12 protein-coding genes are annotated in these 13,713 nt (G+C 73.1%); 6 read left to right on the top strand and 6 right to left on the bottom strand.

The window, feature by feature from the left end; translation table 11 throughout:
• Positions 1–63: 63 nt before the first annotated feature.
• The 3 genes from OC490_RS06215 to OC490_RS06205 all read left to right on the top strand — a co-directional run bounded on the left by OC490_RS06215 (position 64) and on the right by OC490_RS06205 (position 4,233).
• Entirely contained in the window at positions 64–651 is a 588-nt protein-coding gene (locus tag OC490_RS06215; RefSeq protein WP_262056765.1) for a histidine phosphatase family protein, read from the top strand.
• A 101-nt stretch (positions 652–752) separates the two neighbouring features.
• A complete protein-coding gene (locus OC490_RS06210; RefSeq protein WP_262056764.1) occupies positions 753–2,216 on the top strand; it encodes a membrane-associated oxidoreductase in 1,464 nt (487 codons plus the stop codon).
• Between the two features lie 712 nt (positions 2,217–2,928).
• A complete protein-coding gene (locus OC490_RS06205) occupies positions 2,929–4,233 on the top strand; it encodes a hypothetical protein (protein WP_262056763.1) in 1,305 nt (434 codons plus the stop codon).
• On the opposite strand, the gene OC490_RS06200 is transcribed toward OC490_RS06205, so the two are convergent.
• Positions 4,230–6,314, bottom strand: a complete 2,085-nt coding sequence (locus tag OC490_RS06200; RefSeq protein ID WP_315986657.1) for a tetratricopeptide repeat protein — start codon at positions 6,312–6,314, stop codon at positions 4,230–4,232. The genes OC490_RS06205 and OC490_RS06200 overlap by 4 nt on opposite strands.
• A gap of 78 nt (positions 6,315–6,392) precedes the next feature.
• Positions 6,393–6,848, bottom strand: a complete 456-nt coding sequence (locus tag OC490_RS06195) for a PPOX class F420-dependent oxidoreductase (protein ID WP_262056762.1) — start codon at positions 6,846–6,848, stop codon at positions 6,393–6,395.
• Positions 6,849–6,923: 75 nt separating this feature from the next.
• Here OC490_RS06195 and OC490_RS06190 point away from each other — a divergent pair, with 75 nt between their 5' ends.
• The 3 genes from OC490_RS06190 (at position 6,924) to OC490_RS06180 (ending at position 10,164) form a co-directional block, all read left to right on the top strand.
• Complete coding sequence (locus OC490_RS06190; RefSeq protein WP_262056761.1) at positions 6,924–7,514, top strand: TetR/AcrR family transcriptional regulator; 591 nt, start codon at positions 6,924–6,926, stop codon at positions 7,512–7,514.
• The gene (locus OC490_RS06185; RefSeq protein ID WP_262056760.1) at positions 7,511–8,869 is read left to right on the top strand and encodes an MFS transporter; all 1,359 of its coding nucleotides are present in this window, start codon (positions 7,511–7,513) and stop codon (positions 8,867–8,869) included. Before OC490_RS06190 ends, OC490_RS06185 begins: the two co-directional genes overlap by 4 nt.
• Positions 8,870–8,934: 65 nt before the next feature.
• Positions 8,935–10,164 carry a serine hydrolase domain-containing protein gene (locus OC490_RS06180; RefSeq protein WP_262056759.1) on the top strand — a complete coding sequence of 410 codons (1,230 nt, stop codon included), beginning with the start codon at positions 8,935–8,937 and terminating at the stop codon, positions 10,162–10,164.
• A 15-nt stretch (positions 10,165–10,179) separates the two neighbouring features.
• Here the strand turns inward: OC490_RS06180 and OC490_RS06175 are convergent, their stop codons facing one another.
• From OC490_RS06175 to OC490_RS06160, 4 genes are read right to left on the bottom strand one after another with little or no spacing between them, the layout of a single operon-like run.
• Positions 10,180–11,334: a saccharopine dehydrogenase family protein gene (locus tag OC490_RS06175; RefSeq protein ID WP_262056758.1), complete on the bottom strand. Its 1,155-nt coding sequence runs from the start codon at positions 11,332–11,334 to the stop codon at positions 10,180–10,182.
• On the bottom strand, positions 11,327–12,394 hold the full coding sequence (locus tag OC490_RS06170) for a saccharopine dehydrogenase (protein WP_262056757.1): 1,068 nt from the start codon (positions 12,392–12,394) through the stop codon (positions 11,327–11,329). The genes OC490_RS06175 and OC490_RS06170 overlap by 8 nt, the downstream gene beginning before the upstream one ends.
• Positions 12,391–13,536, bottom strand: coding sequence for an NAD(P)/FAD-dependent oxidoreductase (locus OC490_RS06165; RefSeq protein WP_262056756.1), 1,146 nt, complete (start codon positions 13,534–13,536; stop codon positions 12,391–12,393). The genes OC490_RS06170 and OC490_RS06165 overlap by 4 nt, the downstream gene beginning before the upstream one ends.
• Positions 13,533–13,694, bottom strand: coding sequence for a hypothetical protein (locus OC490_RS06160; RefSeq protein WP_262056755.1), 162 nt, complete (start codon positions 13,692–13,694; stop codon positions 13,533–13,535). Before OC490_RS06160 ends, OC490_RS06165 begins: the two co-directional genes overlap by 4 nt.
• Between the last annotated feature and the right edge of the window lie 19 nt (positions 13,695–13,713).

The raw sequence follows: 13,713 nt of genomic DNA, 5'->3' as shown, positions 1-13,713 counted from the left end.
AGATGATCGCGGCCCTGCGCAACCAGTTCGGCGGCCACGCCGTCGAGACCAAGTAGGCGCGCCGTGGGGGATCTACTGCTGGTCCGCCACGGCGAGACGGAGTGGAGCGTGTCGGGACAGCACACCAGCTGGACCGACCTGCCCCTCACCACGCACGGCGAGGAACAGGCCAAGTCCCTCGCTCCGCTCCTCTCCGGCCGGACCTTCGCACTCGCCCTGACCAGCCCGCTCGACCGCGCGATACGCACCGCCGGACTCGCGGGCATCACCGGGGCCGCACCCGACCCCGACCTGCACGAGTGGGACTACGGCGGCTACGAGGGCGTCACCACCGTCGACATCCACCGCACCCGCCCCGACTGGTACCTGTGGACCGACGGCGTGCCGCCGGGCCCCGCCGGACACCCGGGTGAGTCCCCGGACGAGATCGGCGCCCGGGCCGACCGGGTGCTGAAGCGGGTGGACTCCGCGCTCGACGACGGAGACGTGGTCCTGGTGGCGCACGCCCACTTCCTGCGCGTCCTCACGGCACGCCGGCTGGGCCTGTCGGCGGCGGACGGCCGGCTGTTCCAGCTGGCGACCGGCACCGTCAGCCGCCTCTCCACCGAGCACGACAGGCCCGTCATCGCGGAGTGGAACACCCGACCGTAGCCGACGGCACAACTCCCCGGCCCGGACCGCGCGTTGAAGCGCGGCCCGGGCCGATGTCGTCCTCTGTGCGCACGACATCGGCCGGGCTAGAGTCCCCCTTGATGGAGATCAACGATCTGACACCGGCCGAGGAACAGGTGTGGCGGGCCTTCCCGTTGGGCGGGTCCGTGGACTTCCGTACGGCGGAGGACGAGGACATCGCCCTCGGTGGCGACTGGGGTCCCGAACGGACCGTGCGCGCCTCGGTGTTGCGGGCCCTGCTGCTCAACGGGCCCCAGGAAGCGGGGGAGATAGCATCGCTCAGCCTGGCCGGCGCCCGGATCACCGGCCGGCTCGATCTGCAGTACGCGACGATCGACCACCCCGTGCGGCTGCGCTACTGCCACTTCGAAGAAGTGCCCCGCTGCTACGCGGCCCGGCTGCGCGAGCTCAATCTCGGCGACTCCTTCCTGCCCGGGCTGACCGCGCACGCGATGCGGGTGGACGGCGTACTGCGGCTGACCCGGGCCAAGTTCCGCGGTGTGGTGCGGCTCGCGGAGGTCAAGGTCGCCGGGAGTCTGTTCATGGAGGGCTCGGAGATCATCGCCCCGGACGCCGGCGAGCCGGTCCTCCAGCTCAACCAGGCCTCGGTCGGCGACGATCTCCGGGCGGCCGGACTGCGCACCCAGGGGCAGATACGGCTCAGTGGCGCGAGTGTCGCCGGGACGATCAACCTCAAGACCGCGCACCTCTCCCACCCCGGACACTCCGCCATCGACGCCGAAGTGCTCGTCGTGGCGGGCAACGTCCTGCTTCGGCACGCCACCGTGGAGGGCTGGGTCGGACTGCGCGGCGCCCGGATCGCGGGCCGCCTCGACCTGTCGTACAGCACCCTGTCGAACCCCGGCAGCTCCGTGCTGCTGGCGAGCAGCGCCACCATCGGGGAACTCTGGCTGCGGGAGAGCCCGCCCATCGACGGCGGTGTCGTGCTGCGCAGTGCCCAGATCGACGTGCTGCTGCTGGAGCCGCAGGTGGTGCCGGGCCAGGTGTATCTCACCAGCCTGATCTACACCTCGCTCATCCCCCACGAGCCCGCCGAGCGCCGCCTCGCCATGCTGGAGCAGGACGGCGACGGCTATGTCCCGCACGCCTACGAGCAGTTGGCCCTCGCCTACCGCCGCACCGGCGACGACTACGCCGCCCGCCGCGTCCAACTCGCCAAGCAGCGCCGCCTGCGCGGCACCCTCCCGCGGTACGGCCGGATCTGGGGCTACGTCCAGGACGCCACCGTCGGCTACGGCTTCCGCCCGCTGCGCGCCTGCGCCTGGCTGCTGTCGCTGCTGGCCATCGGCTCGATCGCGTACGGCCTGCACCACCCCCATGCTCTCAAGGCGTCCGAGGCCCCGCGCTTCAACGCGGTGTTCTACACCCTCGACCTGCTGCTGCCGGTGATCTCCTTCGGCCAGGAGGAGGCCTTCGCGCCGACCGGCTGGTACCAGTACCTGGCCTACGCCCTGATCATCACCGGCTGGATCCTGGCCACGACGGTCGTCACCGGTGTGACCCGGACCGTCAGCCGCCAGTGAGCCGCCGAGCCGTTCACTCTTGACGTTTCGGGACATCCGTCCCCCGGCGGGGACGTGGCACGACGCCAACCGGGGTAGGACGGTGAAGGGGCCGGCGACACCGGCCTCCGCGCACCTGCGTGCGCTGGGCGTCGACAAGGCCCTTACAGCCCTGCGCCGCCCGTAGGGCCCCCGCGTGCACCGGCCGATTTCAGGGGCGGCCGGCGCACGCGGGCCCGGGGCTGACTATCGTTGCCCGATCACATGCGCGAAAGGTGGTCGAGGGGCGTGACGGGGGCCGAGTGGATACGGGTGCCGGTCGGCGACGACGCCGGACGGTGGGCCACGCGCGGGCGCACCCGCAAGGTCCTGTTCGTCGTGCACAACGTGACGTCCGCGACCCGGCTCCTGGACGTACTGCCGCTCTTCCACGACGACTTCCGCGTGCAGTTGCTGGTCACCTGCACGGAATCGTCGGCGTTCCGGGCCGGGGTGACCGAGTTGCTCGCGGAAACGGGGGTGCCGGTGCTGCCCTGGGAACAGGCGACGACAACCCCGGTCGATCTGGCCGTCTCCGCGAGCTTCGGCGGTCAACTCCGGGCACTTTCAGGCGTATTGGCCGTGATGTCCCACGGTGTCGGATACACTAAGAGGCTGGGGACACCCAACACCCAACACCCAACACCCAACACCCGGCGGCAAGGCGGCGGAGGTCGAGGTTCCGGTTTTCGGGTTGTCGCCCGAGTGGCTGCTCGACGACAGCGGGCGGCCCGTCGCCGACGCGCTGGTGCTGTCGCACCCCGAGCAGGTGGAGCGGCTGCGTGCCGTCTGCCCCGAGGCCGCGCCCACGGCCGTACTGGCCGGTGATCCCTGCTGGGACCGCATGCTCGCGGCGCGCGCCCACCGGGAGCGCTACCGGCGGGCGCTCGGCGTCGGGCGGGCGCAGCGGCTGGTCGTCCTCAACTCCACCTGGAACCCGGAGTCCCTGTTCGGCGACGGCCCGGCCTCCGGCGACGACGTGCTGCCGTCCCTGCTCCCCCGGTTGACCTCCGAACGCCCCGTCGACGAGTACCGTCTCGCCGCCGTCCTGCACCCCAACATCTGGTACGGCCACGGCCCGGGCCAGATCCGCGCCTGGCTCGACCGCGCCCGCCGCGCCGGACTCACCCTGATCGACCCGTTGCACGGCTGGCGTCAGGCGCTGCTCGCCGCCGACGCGGTCATCGGCGACCACGGCTCGGTGACCTACTACGCCGCCGCGCTCGGCACCCCCGTCCTCCTCGGCGCCGCCCCCCTCGCGGGCCTCGCCCCCGACGCCCCGGTACACGCCTTCGTCCGTACGGCACCCCGTCTGGACCCCGCCCTCCCGCTGCGCCCCCAACTGTCCCGACTCATCGACGCCCACAGCCCGTTGCCCACTCCGGCCGCCTTCACCAGCTCCGTACCCGGCGAGTCGGCCACCCGCCTCCGGCGCCTCTTCTACGGCCTCATCGGCATCCCCGAGCCGGACGCGCCCGCGCTGCTCGAACCGCTGCCGCTCCCGCCGTTCGAACCGGCCGCGCACACGGTCCCGTTGCGGGTGCTCACCCGGCTGCTGGGCAGCGCCGAGGTCTCGGTCGTCCGGTACGCGGGCCCGCACCCGGCGCCCGACAGCCCGGGCGAGGCCCACACGGCGGTGCACGAGGACACCCGCGAGCAGGACCGACTGTCCCTGGCCGACGTGGTGTTCCGGTACGGCACGGCGGACGATCCGCGCTTCGGGTCACCCGCGCTCTGGACGACCGAGGTACTGACCCGGCACCCGCGGTGCGCCCTCGCCGTCTACGTCACCGGTCCCGGTGCGTGCACGGCCCGCACCTCGGACGGCACCCTGCTGCTCCTGCGCACCGAACCGCCGTCCGACGCCGACCCGGTCGCCTGCGCCTCGGCCCTGCACGCCTGGCTGTCCTCCGGCAAGTCCCTGCACGAGGCCGTCGCGCAGGGGCTGACCGTGCACACGGGCGGGGCCGTGCACCGGGTGCGGGTCGCCCTCGGCTAACTCTCGCAGCGCTCGCGCAGGACGCTCAGATACGACAGGTGCTGTTCCGCCTTCTCGTCGCGCAGGGCGGTGGCCGCCTCGTCGATCAGGGCGCGGGCGGCCGTGAACTCGCCCTCGTTCAGGCGGGTTTCGGCGAGGTCGGTGAGGGTGCGGGCCGTGTTGTAGGCCTCGCCGCTCGCGCGGAAGAAGGCCAGCGCGTGGTCCAGGCGGGCGACGGCCTCGGCGGGGCGGCCCATCCCGCGCAGGGCCCGGCCGCGGTGTCGTTCCAACAGGGCGCGGGCGCGCGGCAGATCGGCGGCGCCCTCGTCGCCGGGGCCGATGCCGTCGAGGATGCCGTAGGCCTCGTCGAAGGCCGTGTACGCCTCGGCGAACCGCCATTGACGCAGCCGGAGCAGACCGAGGAACTCGACGGCGGAGGCGTGGCCGCGCACATGCCCGGCCGCCCTCTCGTCCCGCGCGGCGGCGAGCGCCTCGGGTTCCGCCTCGTCCCAGCGCCGCAACTCCATGAGGCTGTGGGCGAGTTGGGCATGGAGGGCACCGGCGCCACGGGTGCCGGGGAAGTGGGCGTCCGCCGTGCGCGCCCCGGCGCGCAGCGCGGGCAGCAGGACGTCGTGGTGGCCGGCCTTGAGCTGGAGCGGCCACAGGGTCTGGCCGAGCAGGACGACGGTGTCCCAGTCCCCGAACTCCTCGGCGGCACGCACCGCTTGGACCAGGTTGGGGGCTTCAGCGGCGAGTGCGGCGACGCCCGCTCCCCGGTCCTCGTACGACAGCGGGGTGGCCGCGGACGGGACGCGCCAGCTCTCCGGCAGTGCCGCCTGCGCGGCGGCGAGGCCGAGGTGCACATAGTGCTGGACGGTGCGGGACACGGCGGCGGAGCACGCGGCGATCCCGTCCGTGGCGGCGGCGGTCCGTTCGGCGTGGGCGCGGACGGCGGGCCGGTAGTGGTGGCGGCCGTCGTCGGCGCGCTCGACGAGCAGGGCGTCGGCCAGTTCACCGAGGAGCCGGTCGGCATCGGGTTCGCCGGTGTCGGCCGCGCGCGCCGCCGCTGCGGCGTCGAGGGCGGGCCAGTCGTGGAGGCCGGTCAGGCGGTAGAGGCGGGCCGAGTCGGGGGCCAGCAGGCGGTAGGAGTCCTCGACGGCGGACGTCACCGGGTCGGTGTCCGGACCGGTGGGCGGCTGCGGCGGGGCGGTCAGCCGGGGTGCGGCGGCGCGCAGGGCGTAGGGCGAGCCGGCGCAGCGGTCCAGTACGGCGGGCAGCGCGGCGCGGGCGGCGGTGACCGCGGGCTTGCCGACGAGTTCGGTGAGGAGTCGTCTCGCGTCGCGGCGGGTCAGCGGGCCGACCGGGATCCGTAACGCGTCGAGGCCGATGAGCGGGTGCCGGGCGACGACGAGGGTGACCACGTCCGCGGCCGAGGCCAGCAACGGCTGTACCTGGGCGCCGGATTGGGCGTGGTCGAGGACCACGAGGGCGCGGCGGTCGGTCAGGGAGGCCCGGAACAGGGTCGCCCGGTCGGCGGCCGAGGGCGGGATCTCCTCGTCGGGCAGGCCGAGTTGGCGCAGCAGGGTGGTCAGGACCGGTTCGGGGCCGAGGGTGCGCAGGTCGGCGTAGAGCTGCCCGTCGGGGAAGCGGTGCGTCTGCCGTGCGCCCCAGTGGTGGGCGAGGGTGCTGGTGCCGATGCCCTCGGGTCCGTGCAGGAGCACCAGCCGCGGGCGTCCGCCGTAGGGGCGCGTCGCCTCCTTGTCCAGGAGTTTCAGGGCCTCCTGACGGTCCGTGAAGGATCGGGGCGCCGGTGGGAGGCAGTGCCGCCCGGGCCCCGTGATCCGGCCCGGGGTGCGCACGCCGCGCGCGAACCGGGTCCAGATCAGGGCGAGTTCGGGGTCGGCGTGGACGCGGTCGTGGATCATGCGGGCGACGGCGTCGAGTTCGCCGGGGGTCGCCGGAGCGGGCACCTCCCGCCCGGCCAGGCGGCGGACCAGTCCGCCGACCGACTCCCAGGCCAGCTTGCCGGCCTCGCTCGCCATCCCGGAGCCGACGGCCCCGAACACCCCGGCGATGGCGCTCATGGACACCGGATCGATCACCTCGTGCACTCCCCCGTCGTCCGCACACCGCCGTACTGCGGATCAACCTTAGCGTCGGAGAAGGGAGGTGACGATCGGTCACCCCAGGTTGGCGCCCTTCGGGATCCCGTACACGCGCTCCACCCGCAACCGCAGCACCAGCCGCCGGTCCCGCACCATGGCCGCCCGGTACTCGTCCCAGTCGGGATGCTCGCCGAGGACGTCACGGTAGAGCCTGATCAGCTCCTCGACGGTCTCGTCGTGCGGGTCCGTCGCCACCGGGGTGAGATCGGCCGTGCCCTCGGCGACCGTGTACGCCCACCGGTCGGAACTGGTCACGTGGTAGGAGGCGCGGGGGTCCCGGCGCAGGTTGCGGGTCTTGGCGCGGTCGTCGGTGATCGAGACGCGGAGGGTGCGCTCGTCGGGGTAGTAGGCGTGACTGACGTTCGAGAGCTGGGGCCGGCCGTCGCCCTTGAGGGTGACCAGCACCCCGCCGTGGCCGTCGGACAGCAGCTGAAGGAGCGGGGCGTCGTCCTGTGTCGTGTCCTGAGTCATGGCTCGCACAACGAGCGGGGCGCGTCCGCCATTCCCGCGTAGACACTGTCTACGGCCGACTGGTAGACAGTGTCCATGAGTGACGCGGAGGCAGCGGGACTGCGGGACCGGCTCGTCGACGCCGGCGTGGAGCTGGTGGCCGGGGAAGGGGCGCAGGCGCTCACCCTGCGGGAGATCGCCCGGCGGGCGGGTGTCTCGCACGGGGCGCCGCGCCGCTACTTCCCCACCCATCTGGAGCTGCTGTCCGCCATCGCACGGCGCGGCTTCGCCGACCTGGGCGAGCGGGCGGCGGGGGCGGGGGCGGTCGGAGACGGTACGGCGAGCCCGCGGGCGCGGTTGACGGCGCTCGGACGGGTCTATCTGGAGTTCGCGCTCGACAACCCCGGCATGTACGAGTTGATGTTCCGTCACGATCTGCTGGAGAGCGGGCACTTGGGGCTGCGGGAGACCAGCCTGCCGCTGTTCGGCGCGCTGGTGGACCTGGTCGGCCTGGCCCGTCCCGACGTGGACGCCCGCACGGTCGCGGGCGCGTTGTGGGCGAACCTGCACGGTCTCGCCCAGCTGTGGCGCTGGGGCAGTCTCCAACTCGCCACCGGCGCCGACGACTTCGTACCCCTGCTGCGGTCGGCCCTCGACGCGCACCTCGGGCCGGAGGCCGCTCTGTGACAGCTCCTCGACGGCTCGTACTGGCGAGCAGTGTGGCGGGCGCGGCGATCGTCGCCCTGGACGGATCCGTGCTCACCGTCGTGCAGCCCACGCTGCAGCGGGAGTTGGGTGCGTCGCCGACGCAGGTCCAGTGGACGAGCACCGCGTATCTGGTCGCCGTGGCGAGCCTGTTGGTGTCGGCCGGGCGGATCGGGGACCGGTACGGACATCAGCGGGTGTTCGCGCTGGGCATGCTCGGTTTCGGGGTCGCCTCGGCCGGGGTCGGGCTGGCGCCCGGTGTCGGCTGGGTGATCGGACTGCGGGTCGTGCAGGGGGTGTTCGGGGCGCTGCTCCAGCCGGCCACGCTCGGGATGCTGCGGGCCGCGTTCCCGCCCGACCGGCTCGGGATGCCGATCGCCGTGCGGACGAGTGTGATCGGTGTGGCCGCTGCGGCCGGACCGCTGGTGGGCGGGGTGCTGGTGGGCGCGGTGGGCTGGCGGGCGGTGTTCTTCCTCCACGTCGTGCCCTCGCTGGTGTTCGGCGTGCTCGCCCTCACCGCACGGGGGCCCGAGCGGCGGGAGTCGCAGGACGTGCGGTTCGATCTGCCCGGGGCCCTGCTGCTCGCGCTGTCCCTCGCCGCGCTCGTCCAGGCGCTGGCCGATCCGCGCGGTTCGACGGCCGGGCTGGTGGTGTCCGGGCTCGCCGGCTTCGCCTTCGTACGCCATGAGCGTCGTACGGCGCATCCGCTGCTGCCGCCGGACGTCGTCGGGTCGGCGGCGATCCGTGGCGCGCTCGGCCTGCTGCTGGCGGTCTCCGCCGCCTTCTCCGGAACGCTGTTCGTCGTCACCTATGTCCTCCAGGGCTCGATGGGGCTCAGCCCCTTCCAGAGCGCCCTGCGCGGGCTGCCGTTGGCGGCGGCGATGGTCCTCGCGGCGCCCGTGTGCCCGATGGTGCTGCGCCGGGTCGGGGCACGCGGTACGGCCGGAGCGGCGGCGGTGGTCGTGGCGCTGGCCGTTCTCGTGCTGTCGCGGGCCTCGGGCACGGTCGCGGTGTGCGGGGGATTCGCCCTGCTGGGGGCCGGGTTCGGGACGGTGATGGTGGCGGCGACCCAGGTGGTGGTGCGGGCGGCGGCAGTGGAGTCCGCCGGGGTCGCGGGCGGGCTCAAGCAGACCGCGGTGAACGTGGGGCCCACGCTCGGGGTCGCCGCCGGGAGCGCGCTGATGGCCGCGAGCGGCTCCGCGGCAGCCCTCTCCGTCCTCGCCGGAGTGGCCCTGACCGGTGCTCTCGCGTGTCCCGTGCTGCCCGGCCGGACAGTCGCGTCGCTCACACATCACGGTGTTACAGGAGACCGCGCAGGTGTTCCTGCGCGACGATGAGTTCCGAGGTGTCCGGGGCCGGGTATGCGGGACCCCACCTCGTGAACGCAATTCGGAGGAGAGCCATGGCACAGCTGCGACAAGAAGTCGACCCGGACGAGGTCGGACTGGATCACAAGGCGCTGGACCGCCTGGACCAGCACTTCGCCCACTACGTCGACGTGGAGCGCCTGCCCGGCTTCCTGGTGTCCGTGGCCCGCGGCGGCCGTGTCGCCCACCTCACCGCCCACGGGTACCGCGACGTGGCGGCGAAACTCCCCGTCACACCGGACACGTTGTACCGGATCTACTCCATGACCAAACCGGTCACCGCGGTCGCCGCGCTGCTCCTGATGGAGGAGGGCAAGCTCTCGCTCGACGACCCTGTCGCCGACCACCTCCCGGCCTTCGCCGACATGCGGGTCTACGACAGCGGCTCCGGCGCCGACCTGAAGACGCGGCCGGTGGAGCAGCCGATGCTGATCCGCCACCTGATGACCCACACCTCGGGCCTGACCTTCGCCTTCTACCACGCGCACCCCGTCGACGCCCTGTACCGGGAAGCCCACTTGGAGTCGTCCGTGCCGCCCGGCGCGAATCTCGCCGAGACGATCGACGTGTACGCGAGCCTGCCGCTGCAGTTCGAGCCCGGCACGCAGTGGAACTACTCCGTCGCCTCCAATGTGCTGGGCCGCATCGTCGAGGTGGTGTCCGGGCAGCGGCTCGACGAGTTCTTCGCCGAGCGGATCTTCCGGCCGCTCGGGATGCCGGACGCCGGCTTCCAGGTCCCGGACGAAAAGGCGGACCGGCTCTCGGAGTTGTACGGCGACGCCGACGGCGGCGGGATCGAGCCGATCCTCGGGCTGCCGCTGCGGGGCGGCCGGCCGCGGTTCCTGTCGGGCAGCGGCGGGATGGCGGCGAGCCCGTACGACGTGCACCGGTTCGCGGAGTTCCTGCGGCGCCGGGGCGAACTCGACGGCGTCCGGCTGCTGGCCCCCGAGACCGTCGACCTGATGGCCAGCAACCACCTCCCGGGCGGCGCCGACATGCGCGCCTTCGGCAGCCCCGCCCACCAGGAGCCCGGCAACGACGGCATCGGCTTCGGCCTCAGTGTCTCCGTGGTCGTCGACCCCGAGCGCACCCAGGCCCCGGCGGGGCTCGGCACGTTCGGGTGGAGCGGGGTCGCGACGACGACGTTCTGGGTGGACCCGAGCCGGGACCTGACCGTGCAGTTCATGACCCAGCTCCGGCCGAAGTCCTCCCTGAAGATCGTCCCCGAGCTGAAGCAGCTGCTGCACGAGGCGGTCACGGACTGATCCGCGACCGCCCGCTCACCGATCCACCCGCAAGGTGAACTCCAGCCCCTCCCCCGCCAGTTCGCTCAGCCACTCCCGTGACCGCTCCGCCGTCTCCGCCGCCCGGTTCAGCCCGGACGGCAGGTCGTCGGACAGGATGTGGCGGACCGCGAGGGAGAGGGGACGCGACACACAGCGGGCCATCGCGCTCTCCTCCTCGTCTCCCACCAGGTCGAGGAGGTAACTGCCGGACCAGGTACGGCCCGTGTCGCCGCGGACGTCCAGGGACACGGCGAGCACGACCCGGTCGTGGTCGGCCTCCGTGGTGGGGTACGCAGCCGCCAACTCCCTTGCCAGCGCGGCGATCCGGGTGTCGTCGCCCGCCTTCAGCTCCTCGAACACCGGCTCCCAGGCCCGCAGCCAGCCCTCAAGCCGCAGCGTGCCCCGCACGAAGGTGCGCGGCTGCCAGGCCGCGGGCAGCCCGTACTGCTCGATGAACGGCACGCTGTCCCGGTTGGGATAGACCTCGAAGGTCTCTCCGTCGACGACATGCGGCCCGGTCACCTCCCAGGGCCGGGCCGCGACGGTCTCCTCGCCGTCCTCCAGATAGCGCGCCGGTGACCGCAGTGCGCCCAGGACTCCGGCGGGCGCCCAACTGAAGCGGTACCGGAAGTCGTTGGGCACCGCGGGGACCCCGCCGCAGTACGAGGTGAGGCTGTAGGTGGCCGCCGTGCCGTCACCGACGGCCTCGCGTGCGCGGTCGACCAGGCTGTGCGCGAAGAGGTGGTCGATGCCGGGGTCGAGTCCGGCCTCGGTGAGGACGACGACGCCCGCCTTCCCGGCCGCCGGTACCTGTGCGAGGACGGCGTCCGAGACATAGCTGGAGCAGGCGAAGTGGGCCCGCCGCCGGACACAGACGGCCAGCAGGGCTGCGTGTTCGGGGGCGGGCAGCATGGAGACGACGACGTCTCCGGGGACCAGTTCGGCGGTGAGCGCGGCGAGGTCGAACGCGCGCGGTTCCGCGCGTCCCGTCAGCCCCAGCTGGTCGAGGGCCCGCGCCGCCCGGTCCTCGGTGCGGTGCCACAGCCGTACCCGCCCGGCCGTGTCGCACAGCCGGGCCAGCCCGCTGCCCGTGGACAGTCCGGCGCCGATCCAGTGCACGGTGCCGCTCGCGCGCACCACGTCAGACATGGCCCAACTCCCCTTCCGCCACGGCGATCCCGAGTTCACGGGCCTTGGTGCGGAACAGGTCCAGACAGCGCCCCCACGCCCCGCCGGTACCGAAGTCCAGGAGCTGGGGCAGCAGGGCGGCCGAGAAGTCGGTGCTGGACTCCCCGGGCAGGAGGGACGGCAGGTTGTCGATGGCGATGAGGTCGAGCGGGGGCCGTGTGTGCAACTGCCGTACCGGGGCGTCCCATTCGGTCGTGCGGTCGTAGACCGGCAGGACGTTGAGGGGCGAGCCGACGTCGCAGGTGACGTCGGAGACCGTGCGGAGGCGGCGCGCCGGGTCGTCGAGGTCCTGCGCGCGGAGGAAGGGCGGGACGGGGGTGGTCGCCAGGACACAGTTGACCAGCACCTCGTGGGCCAACAGGGCCGGGCGGTCGAGGTTCCGGGTCTCCGCCAGGTCCCAACTCGTCGGTTCGATCCCGGCCGTGTCGAACGCGGCCCGCGCTCCCCGGCCGCTGCGGCCCAGCGCGCCGATCACCAGCGCGGTGAACTCGGCGTCCCCGGCGGCGGGTCGCAGCGTGCCGTCCAGCTCCTCCTTCGAGGTGGGCGTGAGGGGCGCGACCAGTCGGCCCCGGTGCTGGAGGACGGCCAGGGCGGCGCCCAGATAGCCGGCCCAGAAGCCGAACGCGGCGAGACGGCGGCCGGTGTCGTCCACCAGGTATTCGAGGTCCAGCAGCGCCCCGCCGCCGGTGCCGAAGCGGCGCAGCAGGTCCGTCGCCCCCGGCTGGCCCTTGTAGGCGTGCCCGAAGAAGATGTGACGGTGCGTCAACCCGGCCGGTTCGTCCGGGAGTTCCTTCAGGCCGAGGATCACCGTGTCCCCCGGCGCCGACACCCAGGAACCCGCGGGTGCCACTTCGGCGCCGGCCGCCTCGTACTCCTCGATCGGGAAGATCCGCTGTGGGGACTCCTCGACCGTGAGGGTCACTCCGCTCCCGACGAGCCGGCGGGCGTCGGCGGGGACGACCGGGGTGCGGCGTTCGGTCGTGCGGGTCTCGTGGCGCAGCCACAGATGGAGCTCGGTCATACCAGGTTGACCTCCGGACGCGGGGCGTCGGCCGCGAACCGGCCGGCGCTCAGGGGGCTGACGTCCACGAAGGGTACGTGGCCGAGATACAGGTCGCGGATCACCTCGCCGACGGCCGGCGCCTGCAGGAAACCGTGGCCGGAGAAACCCGTCGCGTAGAGGAAGCGGGAGACCGAAGTCGCCTCGCCGATCAGGGCGTTGTGGTCCGGGGTGTTCTCGTACAGGCCCGCCCAGCCGCCGGTGCGGCGCAGGTCGAGGAGGCCGGGGGCGCGCCGCCGCATGGCCTCGGCGAGGCGCGGGATCCAGCGGTCGTGGGTGTCGGTGGCGAAGCCGGGACGCTCGTCGGGGTCGGACATGCCCAGGAGGAGGCCGGGGCCCTCCGAGTGGAAGTAGAGGCTCGTCGTGAAGTCGATCGTCATGGGGAGCGTGGGCGGGAGGCCGGGTACGGGTTCCGTGACGGCGATCTGGCGGCGCAGCGGCTGTACGGGCAGGTCGACGCCGGCCATCGCGCCGACGGCCCTGGACCAGGCGCCGGCCGCGCAGATCACCGTGTTCGTGTCGATGCGGCCGAGGGTCGTGATCACGGCGGTGACGTGGTCGCCGTACGTCTCGATGCCGGTGACGTCGGTGTGGCGCAGGATCGTCGCGCCGTAGGCGCGGGCCGCGGAGGCGTAGCCGTGCACGACGGCCTCGGGGGTGCAGTGGCCGTCGTCGGGCGAGTACGCGGCGGCGAGGAGACCGTCCGCGGCGATCAGCGGGGAGAGGCGGCGGGCCTCGGCCGGGTCGATCATGCGGCTGGGCACGTCGAGGGAGTTCTGCAGCCGGACGCCCGCCTCGAAGGAGGCGACGTCCTCGGGCCGCGACAGCAGGAACAGATAGCCGACGCGATGTAACCCGATGTCGTGCCCGGTGTCCTCCTCGAAGCGGTCGAAGGCCTCCAGACTGCGGGCACCGAGCTGCACGTTGAGCTCGTCGGAGAACTGCGCGCGTACCCCGCCGGCCGCCTTCGAGGTGGACCCGGCGGCGAGTTCGTCCCGTTCGACCAGGACGACGTCTCTGACGCCGGCGCGGGCCAGGTGGTAGGCGATGCTCGTACCGATGACCCCGCCGCCGATGACGACGACCTCGGCCTGACGCTTCACGGGCGCTCCTTCTGTGCCGCGCCGATGACGGACCGGGCCGCAGCAGCGTCCTGGATGCCGGGTCGGGCGCTGTTGTGGGGGAAGCTCGGTTCAGTGATCCGGTCGCCGGAGAGGAAGGCGGTCCGGTCGCCGGAGAGGAAGAGGACGTCGTCGGTCATTCCCTCTTCCTGTCCGGAC

This window comes from Streptomyces sp. STR69, assembly GCF_024519455.1.
Classification (GTDB): domain Bacteria; phylum Actinomycetota; class Actinomycetes; order Streptomycetales; family Streptomycetaceae; genus Streptomyces.
This window is presented reverse-complemented; position numbering and strand designations above follow the sequence as displayed.

What these genes read in the sequence shown, in the direction of transcription:
- OC490_RS06210 (WP_262056764.1), top strand. Translation starts at nt 753, where the DNA reads ATGGAGATCAACGATCTGACACCGGCCGAGGAACAGGTGTGGCGGGCC.
- OC490_RS06195 (WP_262056762.1), bottom strand. Translation starts at nt 6,848, where the DNA reads ATGACTCAGGACACGACACAGGACGACGCCCCGCTCCTTCAGCTGCTG.
- OC490_RS06190 (WP_262056761.1), top strand. Translation starts at nt 6,924, where the DNA reads ATGAGTGACGCGGAGGCAGCGGGACTGCGGGACCGGCTCGTCGACGCC.
- OC490_RS06180 (WP_262056759.1), top strand. Translation starts at nt 8,935, where the DNA reads ATGGCACAGCTGCGACAAGAAGTCGACCCGGACGAGGTCGGACTGGAT.
- OC490_RS06175 (WP_262056758.1), bottom strand. Translation starts at nt 11,334, where the DNA reads ATGTCTGACGTGGTGCGCGCGAGCGGCACCGTGCACTGGATCGGCGCC.
- OC490_RS06170 (WP_262056757.1), bottom strand. Translation starts at nt 12,394, where the DNA reads ATGACCGAGCTCCATCTGTGGCTGCGCCACGAGACCCGCACGACCGAA.
- OC490_RS06160 (WP_262056755.1), bottom strand. Translation starts at nt 13,694, where the DNA reads ATGACCGACGACGTCCTCTTCCTCTCCGGCGACCGGACCGCCTTCCTC.